Below are 22,699 nucleotides of genomic sequence, written 5' to 3' on the forward strand. Positions count from 1 at the left end.
CATCCTTAGCCGCTTTGTTTTACATTTGCATGACAAATCACAGTCATATGAGCGCATTTATGAATAATCAGGATCTCCAAAAACTCGACCAGTTGATTGACCAACTTTTGAGCCAAAATAACCAGTTAAAATCGGAAGTTTCGGCACTGAAAGAACAAAATCAAAAACTCATCGATGAAAATGAAACACTACAGCTTGAAATGCTAGAAAGCGAAGAAAAGCAAAAAGAGTTTAGTTCATCTTTATCTGGTCTACTTGATAAGTTGCAAACTCAACAGGCTAGCTAATGTCTGAGCAGAATAACCAAGTAACAGTGACGTTACTTGGCAAGTCACATCAATTTGCATGTGCGCCAGATCAAGAGGAAGCGCTGCATAACGCCGTGGCGCTTTTAGACCGACGTGTAGAAGAAATGCGTAAACGCTCAACCGTTCGCAATGATCACAATGCGTTACTACTCGCAGCCCTACACCTTTGTCATGATTTACAAGCATTGGAATCAAAGCAACAGCAAAACGCAGAGTTCGTTTCCACGCTCATCGACAAATTAGCGCCGCCAGCAGGCGAATAATGCCGACATACTGGATCAACCCTATCTTATTACGTAGCACCTCACTAATTTGGGCTATCGTTTTATTGGCGGCGAGTTTTCCAAGCACCGCCGCCAATCCTAACCAGTTCCACAAGGTAAATGATTCGGTTTATTTTATCCAAGGAAAAGCTCGCGCTTTGCAGCCAAACCAAGCGCTGGTTATCGGCAAGCAGTGTGCGCTACTGGCATCCTTACATGGTGATCTTGTCACCACCGAGGCCTTGATTATTGAATTAAAAAAGCACCTCACCGTCCCCCTTTGCTACGTGGTCTCTCTGCATTCTGATATCAAACAAGATACCAGCATCGTGCTACTCAAGCATGCTTATCCAAATTTACAATGGCTTAGTCCTACGACAATATCAGCCAACGCATTGACGACAGCCTTTCACTCACAACTTGAGCTTTTCAGCCAAAGCATAGTGCTCAGTGAAAACCGCATCGCGTCTCTTGAGTCAACTGAACAACCAAAGTGGCAAAAAAAAATTGCACTAGCAAAAAACAGGATTGCGACATGGTCAAAGCTCATCATGCAAGCACCATCAAGCAAGGTCATTGGTAACGTACCTGAAAGCGTGGAGCTAGGTGGTCTGATGGTTGAACTTACTCAAGTCACGGGTTTTAGCGGTCATGACATCAGTGTTTATCTGCCGAAATATCGGGGCTTGATAGCAGGTTATAGCGTGGATCAGATTCCACTTGCACATTTACCGCATACTACGCAGTGGCAACAAACTATTACTCGCTTTAATCGCTATGCACTTGATTGGATATTGCCGGCAACGGGAAAACCCTATCGTCCTGAAATGCTGACCACTCCAGCACAGTTTTTGGCTTTATTAGAGCTACAAGATAGTCAACAAGCAGTTGAAAAAATTGGTGTTTTATATCCAGACAAACACATGCAGCAACGCGCATTATTACAGTGGCAACACTTTCAGCAGCAAAGAAATTTTGAATAAAACTTAACCTCTCGGTATAGTTAAAGGATGAACAGAGTATTAATACAACTGAGTGGGTTAATATTATTAGCCGTGCTCTCAGGATGTAAAAGCAGTAGTAGTCCACAGGTGAGCAGGCAAGCCATTTTGTCGGCTCTCACTCAAGTGCCCGCAGAAAAGCCAGTCACGCCTCCTGCTATAGTTGAGGTAAAACGACCCAAAGTCACTACCGTTAAAGCCCCCTCAGAGACGATGATTTATGGCAACACATTCGGAAAAAGCTCAGTTTTAATACCGCATCTCACCCAAGGTTAGATAAGCGCATAAAATGGTATTTATCACAGCCTAATTATCTCAATGTGGTAAATAGGCGCGCCGCTCCCTATTTTTATCACGTAGTAAAAAAGGTAGAACGCAAAGGCCTTCCTATTGAAATCGCCTTGCTCCCTTTTGTCGAAAGTGACTTTAGACCAAAGGCCAAATCACAACAAAATGCTGTTGGGGTTTGGCAACTAGTGGATGCCACTGCCTACCATTTCGGCGTCAAGAAGGACGAATGGTATGACGGTCGGCAGGATGTGTTAGCATCGACCGACGCCGCGCTCGACTATTTGCTGTACTTGCACGAGCGTTTTGATGGCGACTGGCTACATGCGCTTGCTGCCTATAATAGTGGTGAAGGGCGGGTCAAGAAGGCTATCTCAAAAAATAAAAAAGCTGGAAAGTCGACCCACTTTTGGCATTTAACATTACCAAAAGAAACCGCGGACTACGTACCCAAACTCTTAGCGCTCAGCCATTTACTAAAAACTTCACCCAAGGGGTTTAAAATACCGAGTTTGCCCAACAAGGCCACCACGTCAGTACTTGATATTGGACAGCAATTTGATGTTAACCAACTGGCTAAGCTCAGTGGTATCAAAAAGCGTCAGTTATACGCACTCAACCAAGGGTTTTTAAAGCATAGAAGCTCTCCGAATGGTCCACATAAAGTGCTACTGCCATTATCTGAACAAGCATTATTGAAAAGTGCATTTTTCAGAGAAAACTTCAGTCAAGGCTACACAGTCAAAGCCAACGACACACTCTACCGCGTCGCATTAAATGCGGGGATGAGCGTAAGTGCATTAAAAGCACTAAATAACAAGACCACTGATTTGATCCGAGTTGGTGAAAAGCTTTTAGTTTCCGAGAGTAATGAGCAATTAGACTTACTCGTCGACTATGACGTGAGCCCTTACATTCAAGAAATAAAAGCCAAGCCCACACCTCAAGTAGAACATCATCACACCATAAAACAAGGCGAGTCACTGTGGACTATCAGCCGTCACTACAAGGTCGCGGTAAAAGATTTATTAAATTGGAATTCACTCACTGCACAAAGCCTACTAAAACCAGGCAAAGTGTTAATGGTGTTTCTACCAGCCTCTGCTACGCCAAAAAGCAATAAGACTCAACCTGCTGGCTCATCAATCTCCAGCATTGAAGCGATCCAATCAATTCTGCGCCATGGTAATCCAAAACAAGGTGAGAGCCCAAATTAAAAGGATAGACTTGCGTCCAAGAAGCGCACTCACGTAAACTACAGGCTTTAAAGGTGGATACTAAATGGCGTCCCCAAATACTATTTATTAAAGGTTTACTTATGCAAATTGCAAAGAACACAGTGGTAGAGTTTCATTACACACTTCATGAAGGTGACAGCCAAATCGAATCAAGCAAAGAAGGCGAGCCACTAAACTACCTACACGGTACTGAAGGCATGCTACCTAGTCTTGAAAGTGAACTTGAAGGTAAAACCGGTGGCGATAGCTTTACGGTAACCTTAACGCCTGAGCAAGCTTACGGCGAATATCAAGAAGGTCTAGTACAGCGTATTCCTATTAAGCACCTTCAAGGTCTTGGTGACAGCAAAGTTTGGAAGCCAGGCATGACTGCTATTGTCGATTCAAACCAAGGTCGTCATCAGGTTAAGGTGGTAAAAGTAGGACGCTTTAATGCGGACTGTGACTTAAACCACCCATTCGCAGGCAAAACACTAACGTTTGATGTTGAGATCCTTTCTGTACGCGAAGCAACTGCAGAAGAAATTTCACACGGTCACGTACACGCAGCTGGCGGCTGCGGACACTAATGATGAACAAAGTTGCCATCGTTACAGGTGGCAGCTTTGGCATTGGCGCCGCCATTGTCAACAAGCTGCTATCGCAACAATACACCGTTTATAACCTCGATATTCAGCCCAGTGAACAAGGGATTTTTCGCCATTGTGACGTCAGTAAAGTCGCCGATGTAAAAGCAACAGTTGCAGATATAGTCGCAGAAACAGGGCAAATAGATGCGCTCGTTTCAAACGCGGGGAAACATCTGAGTGCAACAATCGAAGATACCGACGAAGCCACATTTGACGCCCTTTTTGCATTGAATGTGAAAGGCGCTTACGCTGCCATTCAAGCCGTATTACCAAGCATGAAGTCACAAGGTAGCGGTAGCATCGTATTGATGTCGTCGGATCAGGCGGTTATTGGTAAACCTAACTCCTTCGCTTATAACCTGTCTAAATGTGCGCTTGCTTCGATGGCGAAAACCACAGCATTGGATTACGCCAAATTTAACATTCGCGCGAATGCAGTGTGCCCAGGTACAATTGAAACTCCGTTATTCCATCATGCCATTGATAGTTACTGCGCGCGCAGCGGTGCAGATAAAGCAGAAATCGTTGCAGAAGAAGCCCAGTTGCAGCCATTGGGTCGATTAGGGCAACCGCAAGAGGTTGCAGCACTGGTCGCTTTCTTACTAAGTGAGGATGCGAGTTTTATCACAGGTAGCCTACAAAGCATTGATGGCGGTTATACCGCACAGTAAAAAGGAATGCGTGATGAGTCTGAGAATTATTGATAGCCACCTACACTTTTTCGATTTAGCGTTAGGGCAATATTCTTGGCTCAAGCACAACCCGCCCGCTTGGCCTAATCTGGAAAAAATAAGACAGAATCATACCCTTACAAGTCTCCACCACCATTCACAGTTTACACTCGAAGCCTTAGTGCATGTGGAAGCCGGTTTTGATAATCAAAACCCCATCAATGAATTACATTGGTTAAATCAGGAACTAGGCAGCTTTCCTTTTAAAGCCGTCGGTTACGCATCCATTAACGCGACTCCTGAGCAATTTAGCGCTGCCATAGAGCGTTTAGCATATCCTAAGCTAGTGGCGATAAGAGACATCACAGAAGGCATCGATAGCCAACGTTTATCCGCGCCTTCAGTGCTCGAAAACCTCACTTGTCTTGCCGAGCATGGACTACATTTTGAGGCCCAGTTAGAATTTAAGCAAAGCGAAAAAGTCGATCTGTTATTGCAACTTGCAGAACAAAAATCTGGCCTAAAAATCGTATTTAACCATGCTGGGTTTATTGACGCCACCAGCCCTTGCAGAGATATTTTGAGGCGCATTCGAGCGCTCAACAACGTCATGATTAAGTGCTCTGGCCACGAAATGTTAGCAAGCCCGCTGACACTCCCTGAATGGCTTACCCACTTAATCACATATGCGGGAGAAGAGAGCCTAATGCTAGGTTCAAATTATCCGGTTTCTCTCATGCAAAAAAGCTACTGGCAAATATGGCAGGATTATTTAGACGTGATAGGCATATCGTCCACTTGGCATAAACTCAGCCGAGATAATGCCAAAAACTGCTATGGATTATGAGCGGATCTGAACCAGATCGTAAGCAACCAGCTCAGGTACTATGCGCTGCAGTTTTTCTTCCGTTTGATCTAAGGTGTTTAAGCACTCGCAATATTCTTCAGCTTTCTCTTCTAACTGGTGGGCTTTTTTCTGCAGCGATTTATCTATTTCTTTCGAAATAATCTCCATGCGTTGACCCATATCGTTAATGCGATCTTCGATATTCCCTTCGCGAGATTTAAACGCATCCCCTAAAGAAACTAAAATGGATCCCAACGAGCCATGAACAGCTGAGTGAATTTTTTGACTGATCTCTTTAGTAAAGAAATCATCAATTTTAGAAAGTGACTGTGGTGCGATAAAGAAGAAATCGTCTCCACGCTTAAACTTATCCATCAGCGCACGCTCAACGTATTGCAACTGCGTTTTGAGCACTTCAGGCTCTTTGTCGGACATCCCCTCAACCACTTGCTCAATCGCACTTAATCCGAGGTTTACGCCATCGGTCGCCAGATTAACCAGTTCAGGAACGGTATCCCGTATTCCTAAAGAATACTCGCGCACAACTCTCTCCCCTTCCTGATCTAACTCAATCCAGCGGCCTAGAATAAAAAGCTGACTATCATTGTTGATTTGGATTCGGGTCTGACCATCATCAACGATACGAATTTCGTTGTCAGTGATAATAAGGCCATGCCCAAGTTCAACATCGCACTTATTTGTAGCATGTGCAGAAGACGCCAGTACGGCACAAGACAAGGCTATCGCGCTGAGTAATCGATTCATATGGCCTCCTATGTGCAGAATGTAAGACGGGAAAGGGGTGCTTCAGGAGAGTACCAAAAGATCAAACAATCCCAAAGCCATTTTAGACGGATGAAAGTAACAAGCTATGTCTGATTGACAATATTAGAGATTCCTGTGCATTAGCATCAAAAGCAGCAGGAAATAAGGGCTATTGATAGTATCTCACCAATCTGACAAAGGCATCCGCGGTTTTAATGGTTGGATTATTTTTACCATCCGCAAACTGATACACCCAAGCAAACTGAGGCTCGCTAGTCTGAGTCGTTGCCGACCAGTAATTATTACTTTTGGTCGTTGGAAATACCGTTATGTTTATCGCTGGAGTCACACACTCGTGATACACAATGCTGGCAAGCTCTTTAACATTAGGCACTTGCCAATCTGTAAATCCTGCAAAATCGTCTTCGTTGGCAACCACTAATGCCTGTTGCCAAGTGAGTTGCTGAGCATTGTCTTCACAGCTTTGAGAGGTAGCGTTGTAACTTTGCCCAAAGTTGCAGCGTTGCCACATTAGTCCCGTTTGACTATCAAGCACTGTGCCGTTGCTGTTTATCGTATAGCGACTGGTATTAGAACCTGTACCAACGCAAGTTTGCGCCTGGCAGACAACAGAAAATGACAACATGAATAATGTAATTGCAATAATCTTCATACGACGCTCCCTAAGGGTTCCTTACTAATCTAACAAATGCGCTGCTAGACTTTTCTACTGCAAAATCATTGCCCGTATCCATGTCGATGACATAAGCCCTTCTAAGCATGCTACCAGTACCATCTAAACTCGACTGCAAGGTCCAGTAATAGCGATGACCAAGTGTAGTTGTGCTAGGTAAGTGAGGGAAAAGCGCTTCATCTATCACAGCAGAGCTTGCACTGCCGTAATCTAGTAGTCCAAGTAGTTCCATATAAGTCGGTAAGCGCCAATTGTTACCACCACAGTAACTTTGCTCTCCAACGGCAGGATTATTCACTTCATCAATCAAAGCTTGAATACCACAATGACTATCCTGTGGGCAGGTTGTATTTGCTGCGGCCTGCACACTCCCCTCAGCAACCGCTCCGTCTACCTCAACATACCAGGTATAACTATTTTGTGCGTTACGAGAAGAAGTGTTTGGTAATGTACCTGCACTTGCTTCTTTCACTTCCCAAATAAGCCCTGTGACGTTATCACGAACGCAAGCAAAGTCCGTAGCGTCATCAGGCAATTCATCCGCAAAGCGATTTAGTTTGGTGAAGTCAAAACCTGCTCGACCACTGCCCTCTTTCGCCACCTGAGTGGCAAAATAATCACGTCCACGCTGCGCATCTTGAGCCGTAAACTGCGTCATACTACAGGTGATCACATCCGTATTGTTATAACACGTTGTTTGGCCACTGTCGTTTAGTTTACCTAATGGCTTTTTCTCGATATCAATGCGCACAGTATCGGTAGCAGAGCGGTTTTGCGAGTCAGTAACCGTCAGCTCAAATTCCACTTGCGACAAAATATTTTGATCGGGAGCATCGAAGGTTGTTGAACACCCAGTAGCAGAGCTCAACGCAACCTGAGTGCCCGCCGTCACTTGTCGCCATACACACTGTTTCTGACCGGAAACAGTGTCGCTGTTTGAGCCATCAAGCTTGACCTCATCAAACTCTTGCACCTGCTGGTCGCTCCCTGCATCTGCCACTACTACGCTCGAATGCGCTAGTAGCCCAAGGGTAAATTGGGTACTGGCTTGTCCGCCTTCATCATCGGTAACCGTCAACTGCCAGATTGATGACAGAGAAGTGGCCAATAATGGATGTACAAAAGATAAAGTAGCCGTATTCAAACCTGTAGGCTGTATTGTTGTGGGACCACTTACTTGCTGCCATTGATAAGCAACCACTTGTCCATTTTCGTCTGGGTCGGAAGAGCCTGCGGCACTAAGGGTAATAGTATCTTTATATTTGGCTGGCAGTGTTTCCGGTGCGGTTTGGCTGATACTTGGTATGGGTAATTGATTGTTAGATTTGACAGCAACCGTCACTTGGTCACTTGCAAGACTGCCGTCAGGCGCAACATAATCGACCTGAATGAGTAAATTGACATCGGCTTTGATATCCGGCGCAACAAAAGCTGCTTGTTGCTCGGTGATTGGGAATTCACTGATGTTAGCACCAGAGATCACCTGCCAGTTAAAGGTACCGCCTGCAGGTGATGCTTGTGCATTCAGGGTGACTTCTGTTTTTTCGGTCACTTGAAGATCAGCACCCGCATTAACCGACGCGCTGACTTGACTCGGTTCATCACTACCAGAGCCCCCACCGCAACCCGTTAATATTAACGCAAGTACAACCCAACTTCCCTTGAATGCATTCATATTATTCCTTGTGAATTATAGATAACTATCTTGATGTATCCGCACAAACAACTTAGTGCCAACTTTACTGTAATCTATTTTGTATTCTCGACCATCTAAAGCCTGAATAAACAACAACCGCTTTACTTCACCAAATACATCAATACTCGAAACGTGGACGACTTCTAAGTAACGCTCTTTGGCCTCTCTTCGATTTCTAGGCAGCTCTTCCTTAAAAGGCACCAAACCATTTGCAGTCACCTTGATTTTTGGGTGTGTTTCACCATTCACAATCACAAGATCTAACTTCTTCTCTTTGTGAATAATGGTATTACGCCCACTTTTAATATAGGCCGTTTCTAAGCTCATATTGGTGTATCCTGTTACATCTTCAGTAGGTGGTTTGTTCTTCTAACAATGCTTTTACCACCTCTTTAGGGTTAAGTTTCCAGCGGTTTAACATGACTGAAAATTGCCAAATATCCCTGTCTAAGGCAGTCGCGGGAATCAATAAATCATATCCCGTCACTGTCTTTAAATTATCCATCCGGTTTGCAAACATTGCCATTAAACCAGTATATTCCTTTCCCGCCTTGGAGCGAAAAACGGTTTCTTCTATCAACCATTCAGATGGGCAGTTGCCATTTTCGCAATGCATTTTAACAGCTTGTAAAAAAATATGCCGCTGCTCGATCAATAATTTACCCGCAAGTCGAGGTGTTAAATTTAATAAAAACGCATCAATATCATTAAGTTTAATACCAACTGCATTTAACTCAAGTGTTTCAACACCTTGTTGAACTTTGGGAATGCCGCTGGAGTGGAAGTTTACAATGGATAGCGGCCAAGCTCCATATTTATGCACATACCTAAGCTCTTGTTCTGTAATGTATAAACTAAAGTATGGTTGCTGACTTTTGAGAAAGCCAACAAAAATAGCCACTAACATGGCGCTGGCAAGAAATATTTCTACAATAGTAATAGCAGTACCACGCAAGTTGACAAAAAGCATGATAACAACCAATCCAATTGCACCAACCAGCATAAATTCAACGCCATTTCGATCAGCGGTTGCACGTAGTTTTGCTTCAAGCATGGGTATACCAGACATAAAAGATGTACATGATGATCGCCCATGCGACTAATTTACGTATTGTGATACACCGTTTACATGAATGACTGCTTTTCATAATATTTAATTTAGGTACAAACACTTAAATTGAATTACATTTTCGTTTAATGCACAAATTTACAGGATATGCCGTCGACTTTGTTAGCCTTTAATTTTGTAAACTAGAGACAAATTATAATCTGGGTCACTTTTATGCGTCATCAATCAGGAAAAGCACTGTTTCCTTTTATCATTGTAGTGCTAGTCGTCATCAGCGGCTATTTATATTTACCAGCCTCGGAAGGCAAAATGAGTGGCAACTCGACACCCGTAACCTCCGTTCAAGCTCATACTGTAGCTAAAGAGGAGCGTATTATTGCTGTTCACTCTATTGGTTCCGCTAGAGCAAATCAAGCAATCAACGTGAGTAGCGCCCAAAGCGACTATGTGGCAGCCCTATATTTCGATGACGGAGACGTAGTAAAAAAAGGTGACAAGCTAGTCCAGTTGCGTGATGCGGAAGAGAAACTCGATATCGAAGCGCTGAAGGTGACGCTAAAAGAAGAAATTAGACAACTAAACCGTCTTAAAGATCTTGCAAAAACTCAATCGGCAGCTCGCTCTCAACTAGAAGCGCAATCAGCGAAGGTGGATACCTTAACCGCACAATTGGAAGCCACCAAAACAAAACTCGCTGAGATGACCATTTATGCTCCATTCGATGGATTATTGGGTACTCGAAATATCTCCATTGGTAGCTTCGTTAACAACAGTACTGTGATTACCACGTTAGACGATATTAGTATCATCAAAGTAGATTTTCAGGTCCCAGAAAAATACCTAGCGCAACTACAGCTTGGCATGCAAGTGAATGCACAAAGTGAAGCTTATCCAGAGCAGGTATTTTCAGGTAAGGTTTCTCATATTGATCCGCGTATTAATGAACAAACTCGCTCGGTACGAGTGACAGCGAGCTTCACCAATCTAGATCATAAACTCCGCCCAGGAATGCTGCTACATATGGGACTTGAACTGGCTCGATTACAAGCCCTTGTGGTGCCAGAAAAAAGCATCATTCCAAGACAAGATAAGCACTTTGTATTTGTCATTGACGACCAAGGTAAAGCGCAGCAACGCGAAGTACACCTGCAAACTCGCTTTAGCGGCTGGGTGGCGATTGACGAAGGGCTGACAGAGGGACAACAAGTGATCACGGAAGGCGCCATGAAGATCCGCTCAGGCTCAAAAGTTGCGGTAAAGGGGTAAGACGACGTGAGAATCACTGATACGGCGGTTAAGCGCCCGATCTTCGCGATCGTCATTAACTTACTGCTGCTAACATTTGGCTTAGTGGCATTCACTATGCTACCTCTGCGCGAATACCCTGATATTGAAACCCCGATAGTCAGTGTAAGCACTAACTATACAGGTGCGTCAGCGGAAGTTGTAGAAACCAAGATCACCCAAGTACTAGAAAACCGGATTTCGGGGATCGAAGGTATTAAAAGCATAAACTCCAGTAGCCGCAACGGTAGCTCTAATATCACGATCGAATTTAATATCGATCGCGACATCGACGCTGCCGCAAATGATGTGCGAGAGCGCGTTTCTCGTGCGCTGGATAGATTACCAGAGCAAGTCAGGCCGCCTGAAGTATCGAAATCAAACAGCGACGAAAGCCCTATCGCTTGGTTTGTACTCAACAGCGAAACCATGGATACCTTGCAGCTTTCGGACTACGCCCAACGCTTTATCGTTGACCGCTTGGCGGTTGTTGATGGCGTATCGAATGTGCGTATTGGCGGTGAACGTCAATACGCCATGAAGATCTGGCTAGATCGAAAGGCGATGGCCGCTCGTGGGGTCACCAGTAGTGATATTGAACAAGTGCTACGTAGAGAAAACGTAGAGTTACCCGCAGGTGAAATAGAATCCGTAGACCGTGATTTTTCTGTTCGCATTGCCAGAAGTTATAAAACGCAAGAAGACTTTGACAACCTAGTGATTAAGCGTGGCGAACAAGGCTATTTGGTGCGACTTGGTGAGGTTGCGCAGGTGGTACTTGAAGCCGCTGATGACGAAAGTACCTTCCGTGGTAATGGTAAAAATATGATTGGCCTTGGCGTTGTAAAGCAAGCCAAAGCCAATACGCTAGAAGTGGTCGACAATGCCCGTAAAGAGCTTGAAAAAATAAAACGCAACCTGCCTCAAGGCACTACCATAGAAGACAGCTACGATTCTTCTATTTTTATCCGTGAGTCCATTGCTGAAGTATACAGCACACTTGCGATTGCCATGGCGTTGGTGGTACTCGTCATCTACATCTTCCTTGGCAATATCCGCGCTACGCTGATCCCTGCTGTTACCGTGCCAGTTGCCTTAGTTGCAACCTTTATGTTCTTACTGGCCATGGGATATTCTATCAACTTGCTGACACTGCTTGCACTCGTGCTTGCCATCGGCCTTGTGGTCGATGACGCCATTGTAATGCTTGAAAATATCTACCGCCGCATCGAGCTTGGCGAACCCAAGTTACTGGCAGCGTACCGTGGCGCGCGTGAAGTAGGCTTTGCCATCATTGCAACAACGCTGGTTTTGGTTGCCGTATTTATTCCCTTGGTCTTTATGGATGGTCGTATTGGTGCCCTATTTACCGAGTTTGCCTTTGCTGTTAGTGCTGCAGTGCTGTTTTCCAGTATTACCGCGTTGACCTTGTCTCCAGCCCTTTGCTCCAAAGTATTAAAACCAAGCAATAAAGAAAACCGCTTTAGTCAGTGGATGGACCGTCAATTTGGTCGACTTGAACAGGGGTATCGTCGAGTTTTACAAGACAACTTATCGCGTAGATACAGCCTGATTGTGATGTTGGCACTGGCGGGCTTTACCAGCTATAGCCTGTTTAAACAGATCCCGTCTGAACTGACACCAAAAGAAGACCGTGGTACTTTCTTCGTTATGATGAATGGCCCAGAAGGGGCAAGCTACGAAAATAACTCGCAAAATATGGCAAAAATTGAAGAGCGACTGCTTCCTTATGTAGACTCAGAGGAGCTTAGCCGCGTGCTTATTCGCGTGCCTGGTTGGGGTGGTCAAGGCGGTGTTGCGATTATCGGCATGCCAGACTGGGATGAGCGAAAACGCTCTACTTGGGAAGTCATGGATGAGATCAGCGGTAAAATGCAGGATGTTACAGATATTCGCGCCTTTGCTATTATGCGCCGTGGTATTGGCGGCGGCGGTAACTCACGCCCCATTGAGTTTGTACTGCAAGGTAACGACTATGACGAGTTGGCCGCATGGCGCGATCGCATTCTAGAACGCGCACGTGAAAATAAAGGACTGGTTCGCCTCGATCACGATTACAAAGAAACCTTCCCACAGTTTTTGATAAGCATTGATAAAACCAAAGCCGCAGACTTGGGCGTGTCGGTGAGTGCCATTGGTCAAACGCTCGAAACCATGCTGGGACAACGTCGTGTTACCACCTTTATTGACCGCGGTGAAGAATACGATGTGATCTTAAAAGGCACCAAAGCCGATTTCTCTGCCCCAGATAATATTTCTGATATTTATGTGAAATCTCGTAGCGATGAGCTAGTGCCGTTAGACAGTTTGATCACCATAAAAGAGGAGGCCACGGCTTCTCGATTAAACCGCTACAACCGTATGCGCGCAATCACTATTACAGCAAACCTCGCTGGCGACTATACACTAGAACAAGCCCTCGACTTTTTAAATACAGTTGCCGCCGAAGAAAATGATATCGACGGTGCCATCGACTACAAGGGCGAGTCGCAGCTGTTTTATGAAGGCGCGTCAGCGATGACCTATGTGTTTATTCTGGCGCTCACCGTTACGTTCTTGGTATTAGCCGCACAGTTTGAAAGCTTTGTCCATCCACTGGTTATCATGCTCACTGTACCGCTGGGTTTAGTTGGTGCGATGTATGGGTTATTTATCACCGACAGCACGCTAAACATTTATAGCCAAATTGGTATCGTGATGTTGATTGGCCTTAGTGCCAAAAACGGTATCTTAATCGTAGAATTTGCTAACCAATTGCGCGACAAAGGCATCGCCTTCGAACAAGCCATTGTTGATGCCGCAGCACAGCGGTTAAGACCTATTATTATGACCTCGCTAACGACCGTGATGAGCTCTATCCCGCTTGTGTTTGCAACAGGCCCTGGGTTCGAAAGCCGCATGGTGATCGGTGTCGTGATTTTTGCCGGTGTTAGCGTTGCCACCATTTTGACCTTGTTTGTTATCCCAACTGCCTATACTTTACTAGCTAAGAAGACGCAATCTCCAGAAGAGACAACAAAACGTCTGGAAGAGCAGTCGAAACAACATCCTGAGCAGGAGGTATAATGGCGAATTTACAAACCGCAACTTTTGGTGGTGGTTGTTTTTGGTGTATTGACGCGGCATTTCGTCGCGTCAATGGCGTTGAGTCAGTGCAATCAGGTTACGCAGGAGGCCACACAGACAACCCAACCTATCAAATGATATGTCAAGGAGACAGTGGCCATGCAGAAGTGGTACAGCTACAATTTGATGCCAATATTGTCAGCTTTGATACTTTGCTTGATATGTTTTTTACGCTGCATGACCCAACACAGCTGAATCGCCAAGGCAACGATATTGGTACTCAGTACCGCAGTGTGGTGTTTTATCATGACAAGCAGCAACAGCAGCAAACCCAAGATTGTATTGCTCAGCTTCAAAGCCAGTTGAGTGAAAAGATAGTGACGGAGGTGAGCCCAGCCCCTGAGTTTTATCCTGCTGAGCACTATCACCAAGATTATTACACTGAAAACCCAAATCAAGGCTATTGCAGCGTGATGATTGCCCCTAAAATTGCAAAATTTGAAAGCCATTTTGCGGCAAATTTAAAGCACTAAACTTGTTTGCCGAACGCAGTAGATTGCGTTCGGCACACGGCTTACGGCAACATAGGTATAGCAAATACATAAAAGCTAGTGCGGCCATCTTTAATCCGCAAATGCCCACGCATGACTTCCATTTCTAGATTCGCAGTATCACCAGGTCTTAAGGTATCTAAGCCTTTAAGCGGAACCACACCTGAATTGATTAACTGTGCGTTGTGTTTAATGACCTGCGGAATATCTTCGCTCATATCCACACCTAAGAACTCAAACACATCAATCACAATACGGCTAAATTCAGTATAAAGCTTGTCAAAAATCCCCGGAGTCAAGGTGTCTATCAAATCGAGGATCCACGGCAACTCTACTTTTGTCGTCACCACAGGCTTAAAGCTAGAAATTAAAGGATCCAGCTCAAGTTGCTGGGTACGTACATCATACTTACCTTTTATGGTGACATTTTCGTTGTTAATATAGACATGGATATAAATATTCATTCCAAGCTGCTTCTTACGAAACTTAGCGTAAGACTTCAGATCGAAGCCATCGATCAGCACCGGCACTTTATTTTGCGCATCGACTCTACCTGCGATTTTCATATGCATGGTGCCGTAGAGGCTAGTGGTGTGGCTCACTTTATTTGAACTAGATTGCGCGGCAATATTGTTGACAATATCAGTCGTCAACTCTTTGTAGTTATGTTCCACATTCGAAAATTGCTGATGAATGATATCTGAAACCTGCGTATACATTTCCTTTGGACCTTGGCTAGACGTTGTCCTGCCAGTAGACCAACACTCGCCACCGGTATAAATCACAGGCACAGATATAGGCGTTAGGTGGTCGTTGCCAGGATGACGATAGTACATCATGCTTCGGATCCGACTACAGGTTTGCGATGGCGCGTTAAACCAAGCGAAATCGCCCGTCATTGATTGTGTCGAAAATTGAGGTTCAAGCTGGTTTTTAGGTAGTGAGGCTTGTGCTGATGTGACAATCCCAAGCGTGAGTAACCCAAATAATAGTGACTTCATGTTCTTTTCCTTAAGGTAGTAATAATACAAATAAAATCTATTATCAACCACATATAAGGCAGAACACCAGTTACAAATGTAATGTAACTAAATGATAAATATGAAAAGTGATCCATTACTCAAGATGGATCACTTTGGGTATTGAAAAGCTGTTAACGTATTAGAAGCTGTAGCTCACGCCAACGTAGGCTTGTCTGCCTGGAGGTTTATAACCCAGTAAAGAGCCATCTTTTGCTTCGCCCGCTGTGGCATTGAAATAACGCTTATCGGTTAAGTTTTCAATTCGGCCATTTAACTTGAATCCATCGAAAAACGTATAGTTAGCAGCTAAGTTAAACAGCGTATATGACGGTAAAGTCACTGTATATGCACCTTCAGCTCCCCATACTTTATCGTCGCGATTACCTCTATGAACTAAGGTCAGGGTTGCGTCGACATTTTCCCACTCTTTACTGACTGAATAAGTTAAGGTACGTCTCGCTCTGCGCTGCAATTGCTTGTCGGTGTCAGCGTCTTTCGCACTCACATAGCTCGCATTTACCGTATGCTCGATACCAAAGTTATCTTCAATTTCGATAGAAAAATCAGCACCTTCAAAGTCGGCACGCTGAACATTGTAAGGGATATATTTCCATTTATCATTTTGCTGATAAACGATTTTATCGGTAATACGATTATCGTATACCGCAGCTTCCACACGGAAGTTTTTGCCGCTCCATGTGACAATAACTTCGTTATTAGTAGCTTCTTCCGGCTTAATATTTGGGTTAGGTAAATAGTAAGGACTATCAATCACAAATGCCTGTGATAAAGAAGGTGCTCTAAAAGCAGTTCCATGATTTAACTTAACACTCAGGCCATCTATGAGTTGCTTGCCTACAGCGACCGTATAGGTGTTTGCACGACCATGAAAATCATAATCATCCGTTCTCAGTACAACCTCTGCTAGCCAATTTTCGTCATTGTAAAACCCACCAAGTGCTAAAGATAAGTTATCACGCTCAGGCTCTGAAAAAGAGGCGGTAGAATCACCAACATCTTCATTCAAAAAGGTAAAGTTACCCGTGAAGATCAAAGCTTCAGTTAAACTATATTGCGACTGATATTCAAATTGGCTGCGTTTAGTGACATAAGCATTGTCGTCGGCGCTATTACCGATCTGAACATTTTGTTCTTTACCTAAGCTGTATGACGCGCTTTGGCTAAACTTGTCAGTACGTCTTTTCCACGCCAACTTATTAGTGTAGTTATGGAAACGGTAAGCGTCACTACCAAAAGAGTCATACTCCCCCTCTCCTTCACTGTATTGTGAACGCAAGCTAAAAATGCCGCTTTCTTCATCCCCATACTGCACATTTAAACCGGCATTACCGTTATAATATCCATCACGGTCATGGTTTTTTGTGATTGCAGCTTCAGGATCTTTCTCTATCACATCATAGCCATCGGTATGGGTGTAACCCGCATTAGCTGCAATACTAAACTTGTCTTTTTTGTAATTCACCGTCGCTTCGGTCTTGGAGTAATTGTTACTCCCTGTCGTAAGCGCGATAGTATTGTTATTCCCTTCGCGACTAATAATATTAATCACGCCAGCAATGGCATCTGAACCATAAATCGCAGCTTTGGCACCACGAATGATCTCAATTCTTTCGATACTATTAAGTGGTAAATTAGTGAGCGAATTATCACCGGAGTTTGCATCCGTCACTCGAACCCCATCGATTAACACTAGCGTATGCTTAGCATCGTTACCGCGTAGGAATAAACTCACGCTTTGGCCAAAGCCACCGTTTCTAACCGCTTGAATACCAGCGACATTATCAAGTAGCGATACGACATCTTGAACATTGCTTTTTTCAATTTCAGCACGATCTATAACCGTAATGGCAGACAATGCGCTTTCTAGAGATTGTTCAAACTTATTGGCAGTAACAGTGATATGTTCAACATTTTGATCAGCAAATACTGAAAAAGAGAGCGCCGTCGCTATCGCCGCGCTTAGAGCAGTTTTATTTAACATGGTTTCCCCTAACTTGTACCCACCGTACAAGAACACAAAGTGACTGTTTCAAGGCCGGTCTCCGGGCTCAGTAAATCTGCAGATTGGCAGTTCACTCTACCGTTGCGGGGGCAGCGCTGGCATAGAACCGATCCAAACTAACCACGTGTAATAAACTGTCTTACTCAATTTATTATTGATTAACGCAATTAGATGTTCCCTTGTGTTCGCACCAGTTTCCCGATTATCTATACACTTAGCAACCACACTAGGTTGTGTACAGCACCTTGAAAATGCGAGGCTATTGTCTTGGGTTTCGGAATGATTGTCAATGGACGTCTAGAAATCCAAAAGTGCCATCTATGCACTTTTGGAACGAAGGAAAGCGTAACTAGGGCCTGTTGACCTTTGCTGTTTGATTTTTGTTCTCCTGAGTGTGTTTTGATCGCGACGCTCGACTTGTCGCCTAGTAATCTAGGCAAAAGTTGAGCAACAATGAACAAAGCGCACTCAGGGGAACCCAAAGGGCAGCGCTTGATTGGCATTTCTACTGTATTATCGCCTAACTTACATAGAATAACTATGCTACGCAGGCTCTGCCTTGCATAAATACCAATCAAACTGCTGCAAAAACAAACTTGAAAGGTCAACAGGCCCTAGTCGCGGAAGTTTTTGAATTGAAATGGCTGACCAAGCTCACCGGTGCGAACTAATTGCATAGTTTCTTGCAAATCGTCACGTTTTTTACCCGTTACACGTACCGTATCGCCTTGAATTGATGCTTGAACTTTAACTTTTGAGTCTTTAATCAGCTTAACCAGTTTTTTCGCCATCTCTTTGTCGATACCTTGCTTTAACGCCACCTTACGCGATACGTATTTGCCAGAGCGCTCAATATCTTTTAACTCGAAGCTTGCTACATCAAGACCACGCTTTGCCGCTTTACCCACTAGCATATCGAACAATTGCATAACTTGCTGTTCTGCTTCCGCTTTGAGGTTGATCATTTCACCGCTTAGCTCGATTGACGCATCTACGCCACGAAAATCAAAACGCGTATCAAGCTCACGAACCGCGTTGTCTACGGTATTTTTTGCTTCTGTCATATCAATTTCAGATACAATATCAAATGAAGGCATGCTTCTCTCCTAAAGTCATTTTGGCTCGATTATAGCAGTTTATGCTTAATTTGAGTTACTTTAAGTTTTTAAACAGCTTATTAGGATGTTCACCCAATGGACAGTTTTCGATGGTATACTGCTCGCTTAGTCATACAGAAGTAGGATGTATTGTGACACGGCGCGTTTATAAAGCTCTTTTGATTATCTCCTTAATTATATGTACTGTGCTATTCGCAAAGGAAATTAGCTTGTCTCCAAAGCTGTTTCCAAATATCGACAAAGTGGCGCATTTTGGTGTCTTTTTTGTACTTGCGTTCATCTCGCATCATGCTTTTAAAGTGAAAGTATGGACACACATCGTGCTACTGTCCTTATATGGTGCAGGAATTGAGTGGATGCAACATACACTGCCGTATCGCCAAGCATCTACCGCTGATTTTTTAGCTGATTTAGCCGGTGCGGTCAGTTATTTTGTTCTATTTTATATTTGGGCAAGTTGGCGCAACAGAAAACATGGCTAACATACATATTTTAGGTGAGGGGGCGATAGGATTACTGCTCGCCCAGCACCTTAGTCAATCTCATCAAATTACGCTGATCACTCGAAATAAACGCGCGGCGACCTATCGCTATCAAACAGCAAGTATTCAACAAACCATCCCATGCAGCACCAAAACACTTGCAGAACTCCCTGCCAGCAGTATAGATACGATAATCATTCCCGTTAAAGCATATCAAGTCATCGAAGCACTCCGAGCGCTTCGCCCTGCACTTTCAAAAAATGGCACGCTAATCCTTAGTCATAATGGCATGGTAGATTGGTCTGGTGAGTTAGCAGCGCTTGAAAAAACACAATCCGCCTACTTCTTAAGCACATCCATTGCGGGCTATAAAGTCGCAGACACTGTGCACCATACAGGACAAGGTGCAACTTGGTTTGGGCCGTTAAATTCACCAGCTGAATGCCACTACCAGCGCGTATTCTCGCAACTGTTTAGCACATTTGAAAATGCCCAAACCACGTTTGATATCATGCCAACGCTTTGGAAAAAGCTGGCGGTTAATATTGCCATTAACCCATTAAGTGCATTGGAGCAAGTCGCAAATGGTCAGTTAAGACAGCCCAAATACGCAGCCCAAACCCTTAATTTAATGAATGAAGTACAACTAGTGGCTGCAAGTACAGGCGTAAACTTAGCGCTTAGCGAGCTAGTCACGCTTGCTTACACCGTAATGGCGCAAACTGCAAACAATCGCTCTTCAATGAATCAAGATCTCGCGAATAATCGACGCACAGAAATTGACGCCATGTGCGGGTATATTTGCGAGCTAGCAGCGAAGCAAAATATCGATGTGCCGTTTAATCAACAGTTACTCGAGGAAGTGAATAAGCGCTGGCAGCTAGCGCGACAATAAGCTTAACTTCTCGGCGGGTAAACCGCCTCCCACAAAACTATTTACACAGCGAATTAGGGATTAAGTATGATGTCGGAGCGTCGTTTTAAAAGAATGAACGAGGAGCGCGTGGACGCGCTTTGATATGAATAGTGAGACTTACAAAAAATACCTAGTAAACAAATAAGCAGGGATAAATAAGCAATAACAGGCAACCTATAACCTCCCCACAAAAGCGTACGTTGGGTAAATCCTAAAGTCTCACCCAACGCTTGTTAACATGCTTTATTCTAAGGGCGGTACACCTTGACGTTAGCATAGCCATTTTCATGCAGAATAAGTGCTTGTAACTGGCTCATTACGCCTTTCGAACAGTACAAGTAGTATTCTTTGTCCTGTGGTAAGTCGCCAAACTTAGTGGCTAATCTAAAGAAAGGTAAGTGGATCACCTGTGCGCCATCTAGCTCTAGAGGGTTGGCATCTTCCTCTTCTGGAGAACGAATATCTAATACCACCGCATTGTCTGGTAATTCACTTACCGACTCCGCTTCTTTCACTTCTTCTTTTGCTTCAACTTCAATGTCACGAATATCTTTTACCGTCGCGTTAGCTACAACTGTATTCAATACATCAAAGTCAAACTTTTCTTCTTCCGCTAAAATCTTGTGAAGCTGTGCTTTTACCGTTGGTTTTTGAGAGATCACACCACAATATTCAGGCATTGCTTCTGCCATTTCGTTGGTGCCAATCGCTCTGGCAATACGAATGATCTCTTCTTTATCGTGTTGAATAAGCGGTCGTAAGATCAGCATCTCTGTAACACGGTCAATCACGTTGAGGTTAGCCAAGGTTTGACTCGATACCTGACCAATACTTTCACCAGTTACCAGTGCAGGGATCCCTAAACGCTCTGCGACTACAGCACCTGCACGCATCATCATGCGCTTTAGTACCACGCCCATTTGTCCGCTTTCGATATTCTCAAGAATTTCTGCAACAACCGGTTCAAAGTCAATCGTAATAAATTTAACTTTGTGGGTAGAGCTAAATTGTTTCCATAAGTAGTGGCTTACTTGCTTAACGCCAATTTCGTGGGCTGCGCCACCTAAGTTAAAGAACAAAAAGTGCGTACGCGCGCCTTTTCGCATCATTTGATAAGTCGCAACACCGGAGTCGAATCCGCCAGAAACCAAAGATAGCACGTCTTCTTGCGTTGGTAGTGGGAAGCCACCTAGACCAAAGTGCTGGTGACGAACGATGTAGGCTTTATTGTCTTTGACTTCGATTTTAACCGTCACATCAGGTTTTTTCAGTCTTACGCTGGCACCCTCTACATTTTGGTTTAAACCGCCACCAACATAACGCTCCACGTCGCTTGAAGTAAACTCATGCTTACCTTGGCGTTTTACACGCACGCAAAACGTTTTGCCCTTGATTAATGGCTCAACCAAAGCAATCGTTTGTTGGTAGATATCATCAAGCGTGTCGAACTGTGTTTCTTGCACCTCAATAAACTGCACAATACCTGGCGTGCGTTTAAGGTGGTCGATCAGACCAAGACGGGCTTTCTCGTCACTTAACAGGCTTGTCACTGAGATATTGTCCCAGTTATTTTTAACTTTTACGTTTTCGTCAACGCGAACCAACAGCATTTTGATGTTTTTCTCTAATACTTTGGTAAAACGCTTACGGACGGATTTGCTCTTAATAGCAATTTCGGGATGTAATTTGACGATAAATTTAAGCATAAAAGTCACTCTACTACAGATCGATTATCGGTTGCGATGACGCACTGATTTGACCTAAGCGGACTTTATCGTGGCGCACACTGACCGAGGACAGTTCGGGCGCGCGAGTATATCAAACTCAGAGCCGATTAGGAAATAAACAAACCTTTTCCCTTTGTGCTCTACAAAGCCTTTTGCCCGGGCTCACCCAAGCAAAAGACCCGCTTACTTATTTAAGGCTAAGCAATACTCGGTAAGCTCGCCTCAGCTAGTGCTTGATAATGCTGCTGAAGTTGTGCCACTTTCGGGGCGCTCATGGGCGTCGCGTAAGGTTTAAAAATCATCAGAACTTTAACAATGCCATTGTATATATCTTGTTGCTCAAGTACGCCTGTCATTCTTCTGGCTTTAACATAGGGAGTCCAGAAACTAACGGTCATTTTCAGCATATGCGCGAGCTCTTTTGCATCGTCATCATCTATGGTGATCACGCCCGTATCTCTTAGGCCAATTACTACCGCTTTAACTTGCTCAAGTAAGCGTGACTGAAAAGCAATGTAGTTTTTTTTCAATTCATCATCACGAGCCAAGATGTCTGTCAGGTTGTCGTAGAAAAAGTGATAACGCCACATCAGGTCGAACAAGGAGTCTAAATATTGAGTTAGCTGCTCAAGAGGTTCGTTGTGCTGCTCCAGTGGCTTAAAGTGCGTATTTAAATGCTCGCTGTAAAGCGCGAATATTTGCCGAATGATGTCTTCTTTATTTTTAAAATGATAGTACAAATTGCCAGGGCTAATCCCCAAACTGGACGCTATATGGTTTGTCGTAATCGCGCGCTCTCCATGCAAATTAAATAACGCGATGCTGGTACGTATTATTTTTTCCTTGGTATTCATTACGATTCTCTATCTTTGTTGATAACGTGGTCGCGCTATAGCTAGGGTTACTAGGCTATTTCGCGCTCCATGTAAAAAAATAGCACTAATTTTAACTCTAGATAAGCTTAGATCCGACAAAGCTGACCAGTGTTTTTTCAAAAAAACCTTGTTACCATAGAAAAAA

At 44.1% G+C, this 22,699-nt stretch carries 22 protein-coding genes and 1 riboswitch; of the genes, 12 read left to right on the forward strand and 10 right to left on the reverse strand.

Annotated elements, in window-relative coordinates; translation table 11 throughout:
- Nucleotides 1-59 precede the first annotated feature (59 nt).
- The 7 genes from B1L02_RS16275 (at nt 60) to B1L02_RS16305 (ending at nt 5,245) form a co-directional block, all read left to right on the forward strand.
- Complete coding sequence (locus B1L02_RS16275) at nt 60-287, forward strand: hypothetical protein (RefSeq protein ID WP_010374211.1); 228 nt, start codon at nt 60-62, stop codon at nt 285-287.
- Nucleotides 287-571, forward strand: coding sequence for a cell division protein ZapA (locus tag B1L02_RS16280; RefSeq protein WP_088531860.1), 285 nt, complete (start codon nt 287-289; stop codon nt 569-571). The genes B1L02_RS16275 and B1L02_RS16280 overlap by 1 nt, the downstream gene beginning before the upstream one ends.
- A complete protein-coding gene (locus B1L02_RS16285) occupies nt 571-1,554 on the forward strand; it encodes a hypothetical protein (RefSeq protein WP_088531861.1) in 984 nt (327 codons plus the stop codon). The genes B1L02_RS16280 and B1L02_RS16285 overlap by 1 nt, the downstream gene beginning before the upstream one ends.
- Nucleotides 1,555-1,892: 338 nt before the next feature.
- Nucleotides 1,893-3,077 (forward strand): transglycosylase SLT domain-containing protein, encoded by a 1,185-nt coding sequence (locus tag B1L02_RS16290; protein WP_411170909.1) that lies wholly within the window; start codon nt 1,893-1,895, stop codon nt 3,075-3,077.
- 101 nt (nt 3,078-3,178) lie between these two features.
- Nucleotides 3,179-3,667, forward strand: a complete 489-nt coding sequence (locus B1L02_RS16295; protein ID WP_088531862.1) for an FKBP-type peptidyl-prolyl cis-trans isomerase — start codon at nt 3,179-3,181, stop codon at nt 3,665-3,667.
- Nucleotides 3,668-3,669: 2 nt separating this feature from the next.
- Nucleotides 3,670-4,398 (forward strand): SDR family NAD(P)-dependent oxidoreductase, encoded by a 729-nt coding sequence (locus B1L02_RS16300; RefSeq protein WP_088532299.1) that lies wholly within the window; start codon nt 3,670-3,672, stop codon nt 4,396-4,398.
- A 13-nt stretch (nt 4,399-4,411) separates the two neighbouring features.
- Entirely contained in the window at nt 4,412-5,245 is an 834-nt protein-coding gene (locus B1L02_RS16305; protein WP_088531863.1) for an amidohydrolase family protein, read from the forward strand.
- Here the strand turns inward: B1L02_RS16305 and B1L02_RS16310 are convergent.
- From B1L02_RS16310 to B1L02_RS16330, 5 genes are all read right to left on the reverse strand, one after another.
- On the reverse strand, nt 5,240-6,010 hold the full coding sequence (locus B1L02_RS16310) for a YggN family protein (RefSeq protein ID WP_088531864.1): 771 nt from the start codon (nt 6,008-6,010) through the stop codon (nt 5,240-5,242). The genes B1L02_RS16305 and B1L02_RS16310 overlap by 6 nt on opposite strands.
- Nucleotides 6,011-6,179: 169 nt before the next feature.
- The gene (locus tag B1L02_RS16315) at nt 6,180-6,683 is read right to left on the reverse strand and encodes a DUF1566 domain-containing protein (protein ID WP_088531865.1); all 504 of its coding nucleotides are present in this window, start codon (nt 6,681-6,683) and stop codon (nt 6,180-6,182) included.
- Nucleotides 6,684-6,693: 10 nt separating this feature from the next.
- Nucleotides 6,694-8,379 carry a DUF1566 domain-containing protein gene (locus B1L02_RS16320; protein WP_088531866.1) on the reverse strand — a complete coding sequence of 562 codons (1,686 nt, stop codon included), beginning with the start codon at nt 8,377-8,379 and terminating at the stop codon, nt 6,694-6,696.
- Nucleotides 8,380-8,394: 15 nt separating this feature from the next.
- Nucleotides 8,395-8,727: a hypothetical protein gene (locus B1L02_RS16325; protein ID WP_088531867.1), complete on the reverse strand. Its 333-nt coding sequence runs from the start codon at nt 8,725-8,727 to the stop codon at nt 8,395-8,397.
- Nucleotides 8,728-8,749: 22 nt separating this feature from the next.
- Nucleotides 8,750-9,469 carry a DUF2982 domain-containing protein gene (locus tag B1L02_RS16330; protein WP_410477289.1) on the reverse strand — a complete coding sequence of 240 codons (720 nt, stop codon included), beginning with the start codon at nt 9,467-9,469 and terminating at the stop codon, nt 8,750-8,752.
- A gap of 213 nt (nt 9,470-9,682) precedes the next feature.
- On the opposite strand from B1L02_RS16330, the gene B1L02_RS16335 reads away from it, so the two are divergent.
- The 3 genes from B1L02_RS16335 to msrA are packed head-to-tail and all read left to right on the forward strand — an operon-like array spanning nt 9,683 to nt 14,373.
- A complete protein-coding gene (locus B1L02_RS16335; protein ID WP_088531869.1) occupies nt 9,683-10,735 on the forward strand; it encodes an efflux RND transporter periplasmic adaptor subunit in 1,053 nt (350 codons plus the stop codon).
- A gap of 6 nt (nt 10,736-10,741) precedes the next feature.
- Complete coding sequence (locus B1L02_RS16340) at nt 10,742-13,840, forward strand: efflux RND transporter permease subunit (RefSeq protein WP_088531870.1); 3,099 nt, start codon at nt 10,742-10,744, stop codon at nt 13,838-13,840.
- Nucleotides 13,840-14,373 (forward strand): peptide-methionine (S)-S-oxide reductase MsrA, encoded by a 534-nt coding sequence (msrA, locus tag B1L02_RS16345; protein WP_088531871.1) that lies wholly within the window; start codon nt 13,840-13,842, stop codon nt 14,371-14,373. The genes B1L02_RS16340 and msrA overlap by 1 nt, the downstream gene beginning before the upstream one ends.
- 41 nt (nt 14,374-14,414) lie before the next feature.
- Here msrA and B1L02_RS16350 read toward each other — a convergent pair whose 3' ends face one another.
- From B1L02_RS16350 to B1L02_RS16360, 3 genes are all read right to left on the reverse strand, one after another.
- Nucleotides 14,415-15,392 (reverse strand): hypothetical protein, encoded by a 978-nt coding sequence (locus B1L02_RS16350; protein ID WP_088531872.1) that lies wholly within the window; start codon nt 15,390-15,392, stop codon nt 14,415-14,417.
- A gap of 160 nt (nt 15,393-15,552) precedes the next feature.
- Complete coding sequence (locus B1L02_RS16355; RefSeq protein ID WP_088531873.1) at nt 15,553-17,415, reverse strand: TonB-dependent receptor domain-containing protein; 1,863 nt, start codon at nt 17,413-17,415, stop codon at nt 15,553-15,555.
- A 34-nt stretch (nt 17,416-17,449) separates the two neighbouring features.
- Nucleotides 17,450-17,696, reverse strand: a riboswitch (cobalamin riboswitch).
- Nucleotides 17,697-18,050: 354 nt separating this feature from the next.
- Nucleotides 18,051-18,533 (reverse strand): YajQ family cyclic di-GMP-binding protein, encoded by a 483-nt coding sequence (locus tag B1L02_RS16360; RefSeq protein ID WP_010374237.1) that lies wholly within the window; start codon nt 18,531-18,533, stop codon nt 18,051-18,053.
- Between the two features lie 230 nt (nt 18,534-18,763).
- Here B1L02_RS16360 and B1L02_RS16365 point away from each other — a divergent pair, with 230 nt between their 5' ends.
- Both B1L02_RS16365 and B1L02_RS16370 read left to right on the forward strand, forming a co-directional pair.
- Nucleotides 18,764-19,036, forward strand: a complete 273-nt coding sequence (locus tag B1L02_RS16365) for a VanZ family protein (RefSeq protein WP_010374238.1) — start codon at nt 18,764-18,766, stop codon at nt 19,034-19,036.
- The gene (locus tag B1L02_RS16370; protein ID WP_088531874.1) at nt 19,029-19,931 is read left to right on the forward strand and encodes a ketopantoate reductase family protein; all 903 of its coding nucleotides are present in this window, start codon (nt 19,029-19,031) and stop codon (nt 19,929-19,931) included. Before B1L02_RS16365 ends, B1L02_RS16370 begins: the two co-directional genes overlap by 8 nt.
- 269 nt (nt 19,932-20,200) lie before the next feature.
- On the opposite strand, the gene thiI is transcribed toward B1L02_RS16370, so the two are convergent.
- Together thiI and B1L02_RS16380 are read right to left on the reverse strand one after the other, a co-directional pair.
- Nucleotides 20,201-21,658 (reverse strand): tRNA uracil 4-sulfurtransferase ThiI, encoded by a 1,458-nt coding sequence (gene thiI, locus B1L02_RS16375; protein WP_088531875.1) that lies wholly within the window; start codon nt 21,656-21,658, stop codon nt 20,201-20,203.
- Nucleotides 21,659-21,876: 218 nt separating this feature from the next.
- The gene (locus tag B1L02_RS16380) at nt 21,877-22,533 is read right to left on the reverse strand and encodes a TetR/AcrR family transcriptional regulator (protein WP_010374241.1); all 657 of its coding nucleotides are present in this window, start codon (nt 22,531-22,533) and stop codon (nt 21,877-21,879) included.
- Nucleotides 22,534-22,699 lie beyond the last annotated feature (166 nt).

The sequence above is a fragment of the Pseudoalteromonas piscicida genome (assembly GCF_002208135.1).
GTDB classification, from domain to species: domain Bacteria; phylum Pseudomonadota; class Gammaproteobacteria; order Enterobacterales; family Alteromonadaceae; genus Pseudoalteromonas; species Pseudoalteromonas piscicida_A.

Coding starts and splice junctions, on each gene's coding strand:
- B1L02_RS16315 (WP_088531865.1), bottom strand. CDS start 6,683: ATGAAGATTATTGCAATTACATTATTCATGTTGTCATTTTCTGTTGTC.
- B1L02_RS16380 (WP_010374241.1), bottom strand. CDS start 22,533: ATGAATACCAAGGAAAAAATAATACGTACCAGCATCGCGTTATTTAAT.
- B1L02_RS16350 (WP_088531872.1), bottom strand. CDS start 15,392: ATGAAGTCACTATTATTTGGGTTACTCACGCTTGGGATTGTCACATCA.
- B1L02_RS16330 (WP_410477289.1), bottom strand. CDS start 9,469: ATGTCTGGTATACCCATGCTTGAAGCAAAACTACGTGCAACCGCTGAT.
- B1L02_RS16275 (WP_010374211.1), top strand. CDS start 60: ATGAATAATCAGGATCTCCAAAAACTCGACCAGTTGATTGACCAACTT.
- B1L02_RS16360 (WP_010374237.1), bottom strand. CDS start 18,533: ATGCCTTCATTTGATATTGTATCTGAAATTGATATGACAGAAGCAAAA.
- B1L02_RS16285 (WP_088531861.1), top strand. CDS start 571: ATGCCGACATACTGGATCAACCCTATCTTATTACGTAGCACCTCACTA.
- B1L02_RS16325 (WP_088531867.1), bottom strand. CDS start 8,727: ATGAGCTTAGAAACGGCCTATATTAAAAGTGGGCGTAATACCATTATT.
- B1L02_RS16310 (WP_088531864.1), bottom strand. CDS start 6,010: ATGAATCGATTACTCAGCGCGATAGCCTTGTCTTGTGCCGTACTGGCG.
- B1L02_RS16280 (WP_088531860.1), top strand. CDS start 287: ATGTCTGAGCAGAATAACCAAGTAACAGTGACGTTACTTGGCAAGTCA.
- B1L02_RS16355 (WP_088531873.1), bottom strand. CDS start 17,415: ATGTTAAATAAAACTGCTCTAAGCGCGGCGATAGCGACGGCGCTCTCT.
- B1L02_RS16300 (WP_088532299.1), top strand. CDS start 3,670: ATGAACAAAGTTGCCATCGTTACAGGTGGCAGCTTTGGCATTGGCGCC.
- B1L02_RS16305 (WP_088531863.1), top strand. CDS start 4,412: ATGAGTCTGAGAATTATTGATAGCCACCTACACTTTTTCGATTTAGCG.
- B1L02_RS16320 (WP_088531866.1), bottom strand. CDS start 8,379: ATGAATGCATTCAAGGGAAGTTGGGTTGTACTTGCGTTAATATTAACG.
- B1L02_RS16335 (WP_088531869.1), top strand. CDS start 9,683: ATGCGTCATCAATCAGGAAAAGCACTGTTTCCTTTTATCATTGTAGTG.
- B1L02_RS16295 (WP_088531862.1), top strand. CDS start 3,179: ATGCAAATTGCAAAGAACACAGTGGTAGAGTTTCATTACACACTTCAT.
- B1L02_RS16370 (WP_088531874.1), top strand. CDS start 19,029: ATGGCTAACATACATATTTTAGGTGAGGGGGCGATAGGATTACTGCTC.
- thiI (WP_088531875.1), bottom strand. CDS start 21,658: ATGCTTAAATTTATCGTCAAATTACATCCCGAAATTGCTATTAAGAGC.
- msrA (WP_088531871.1), top strand. CDS start 13,840: ATGGCGAATTTACAAACCGCAACTTTTGGTGGTGGTTGTTTTTGGTGT.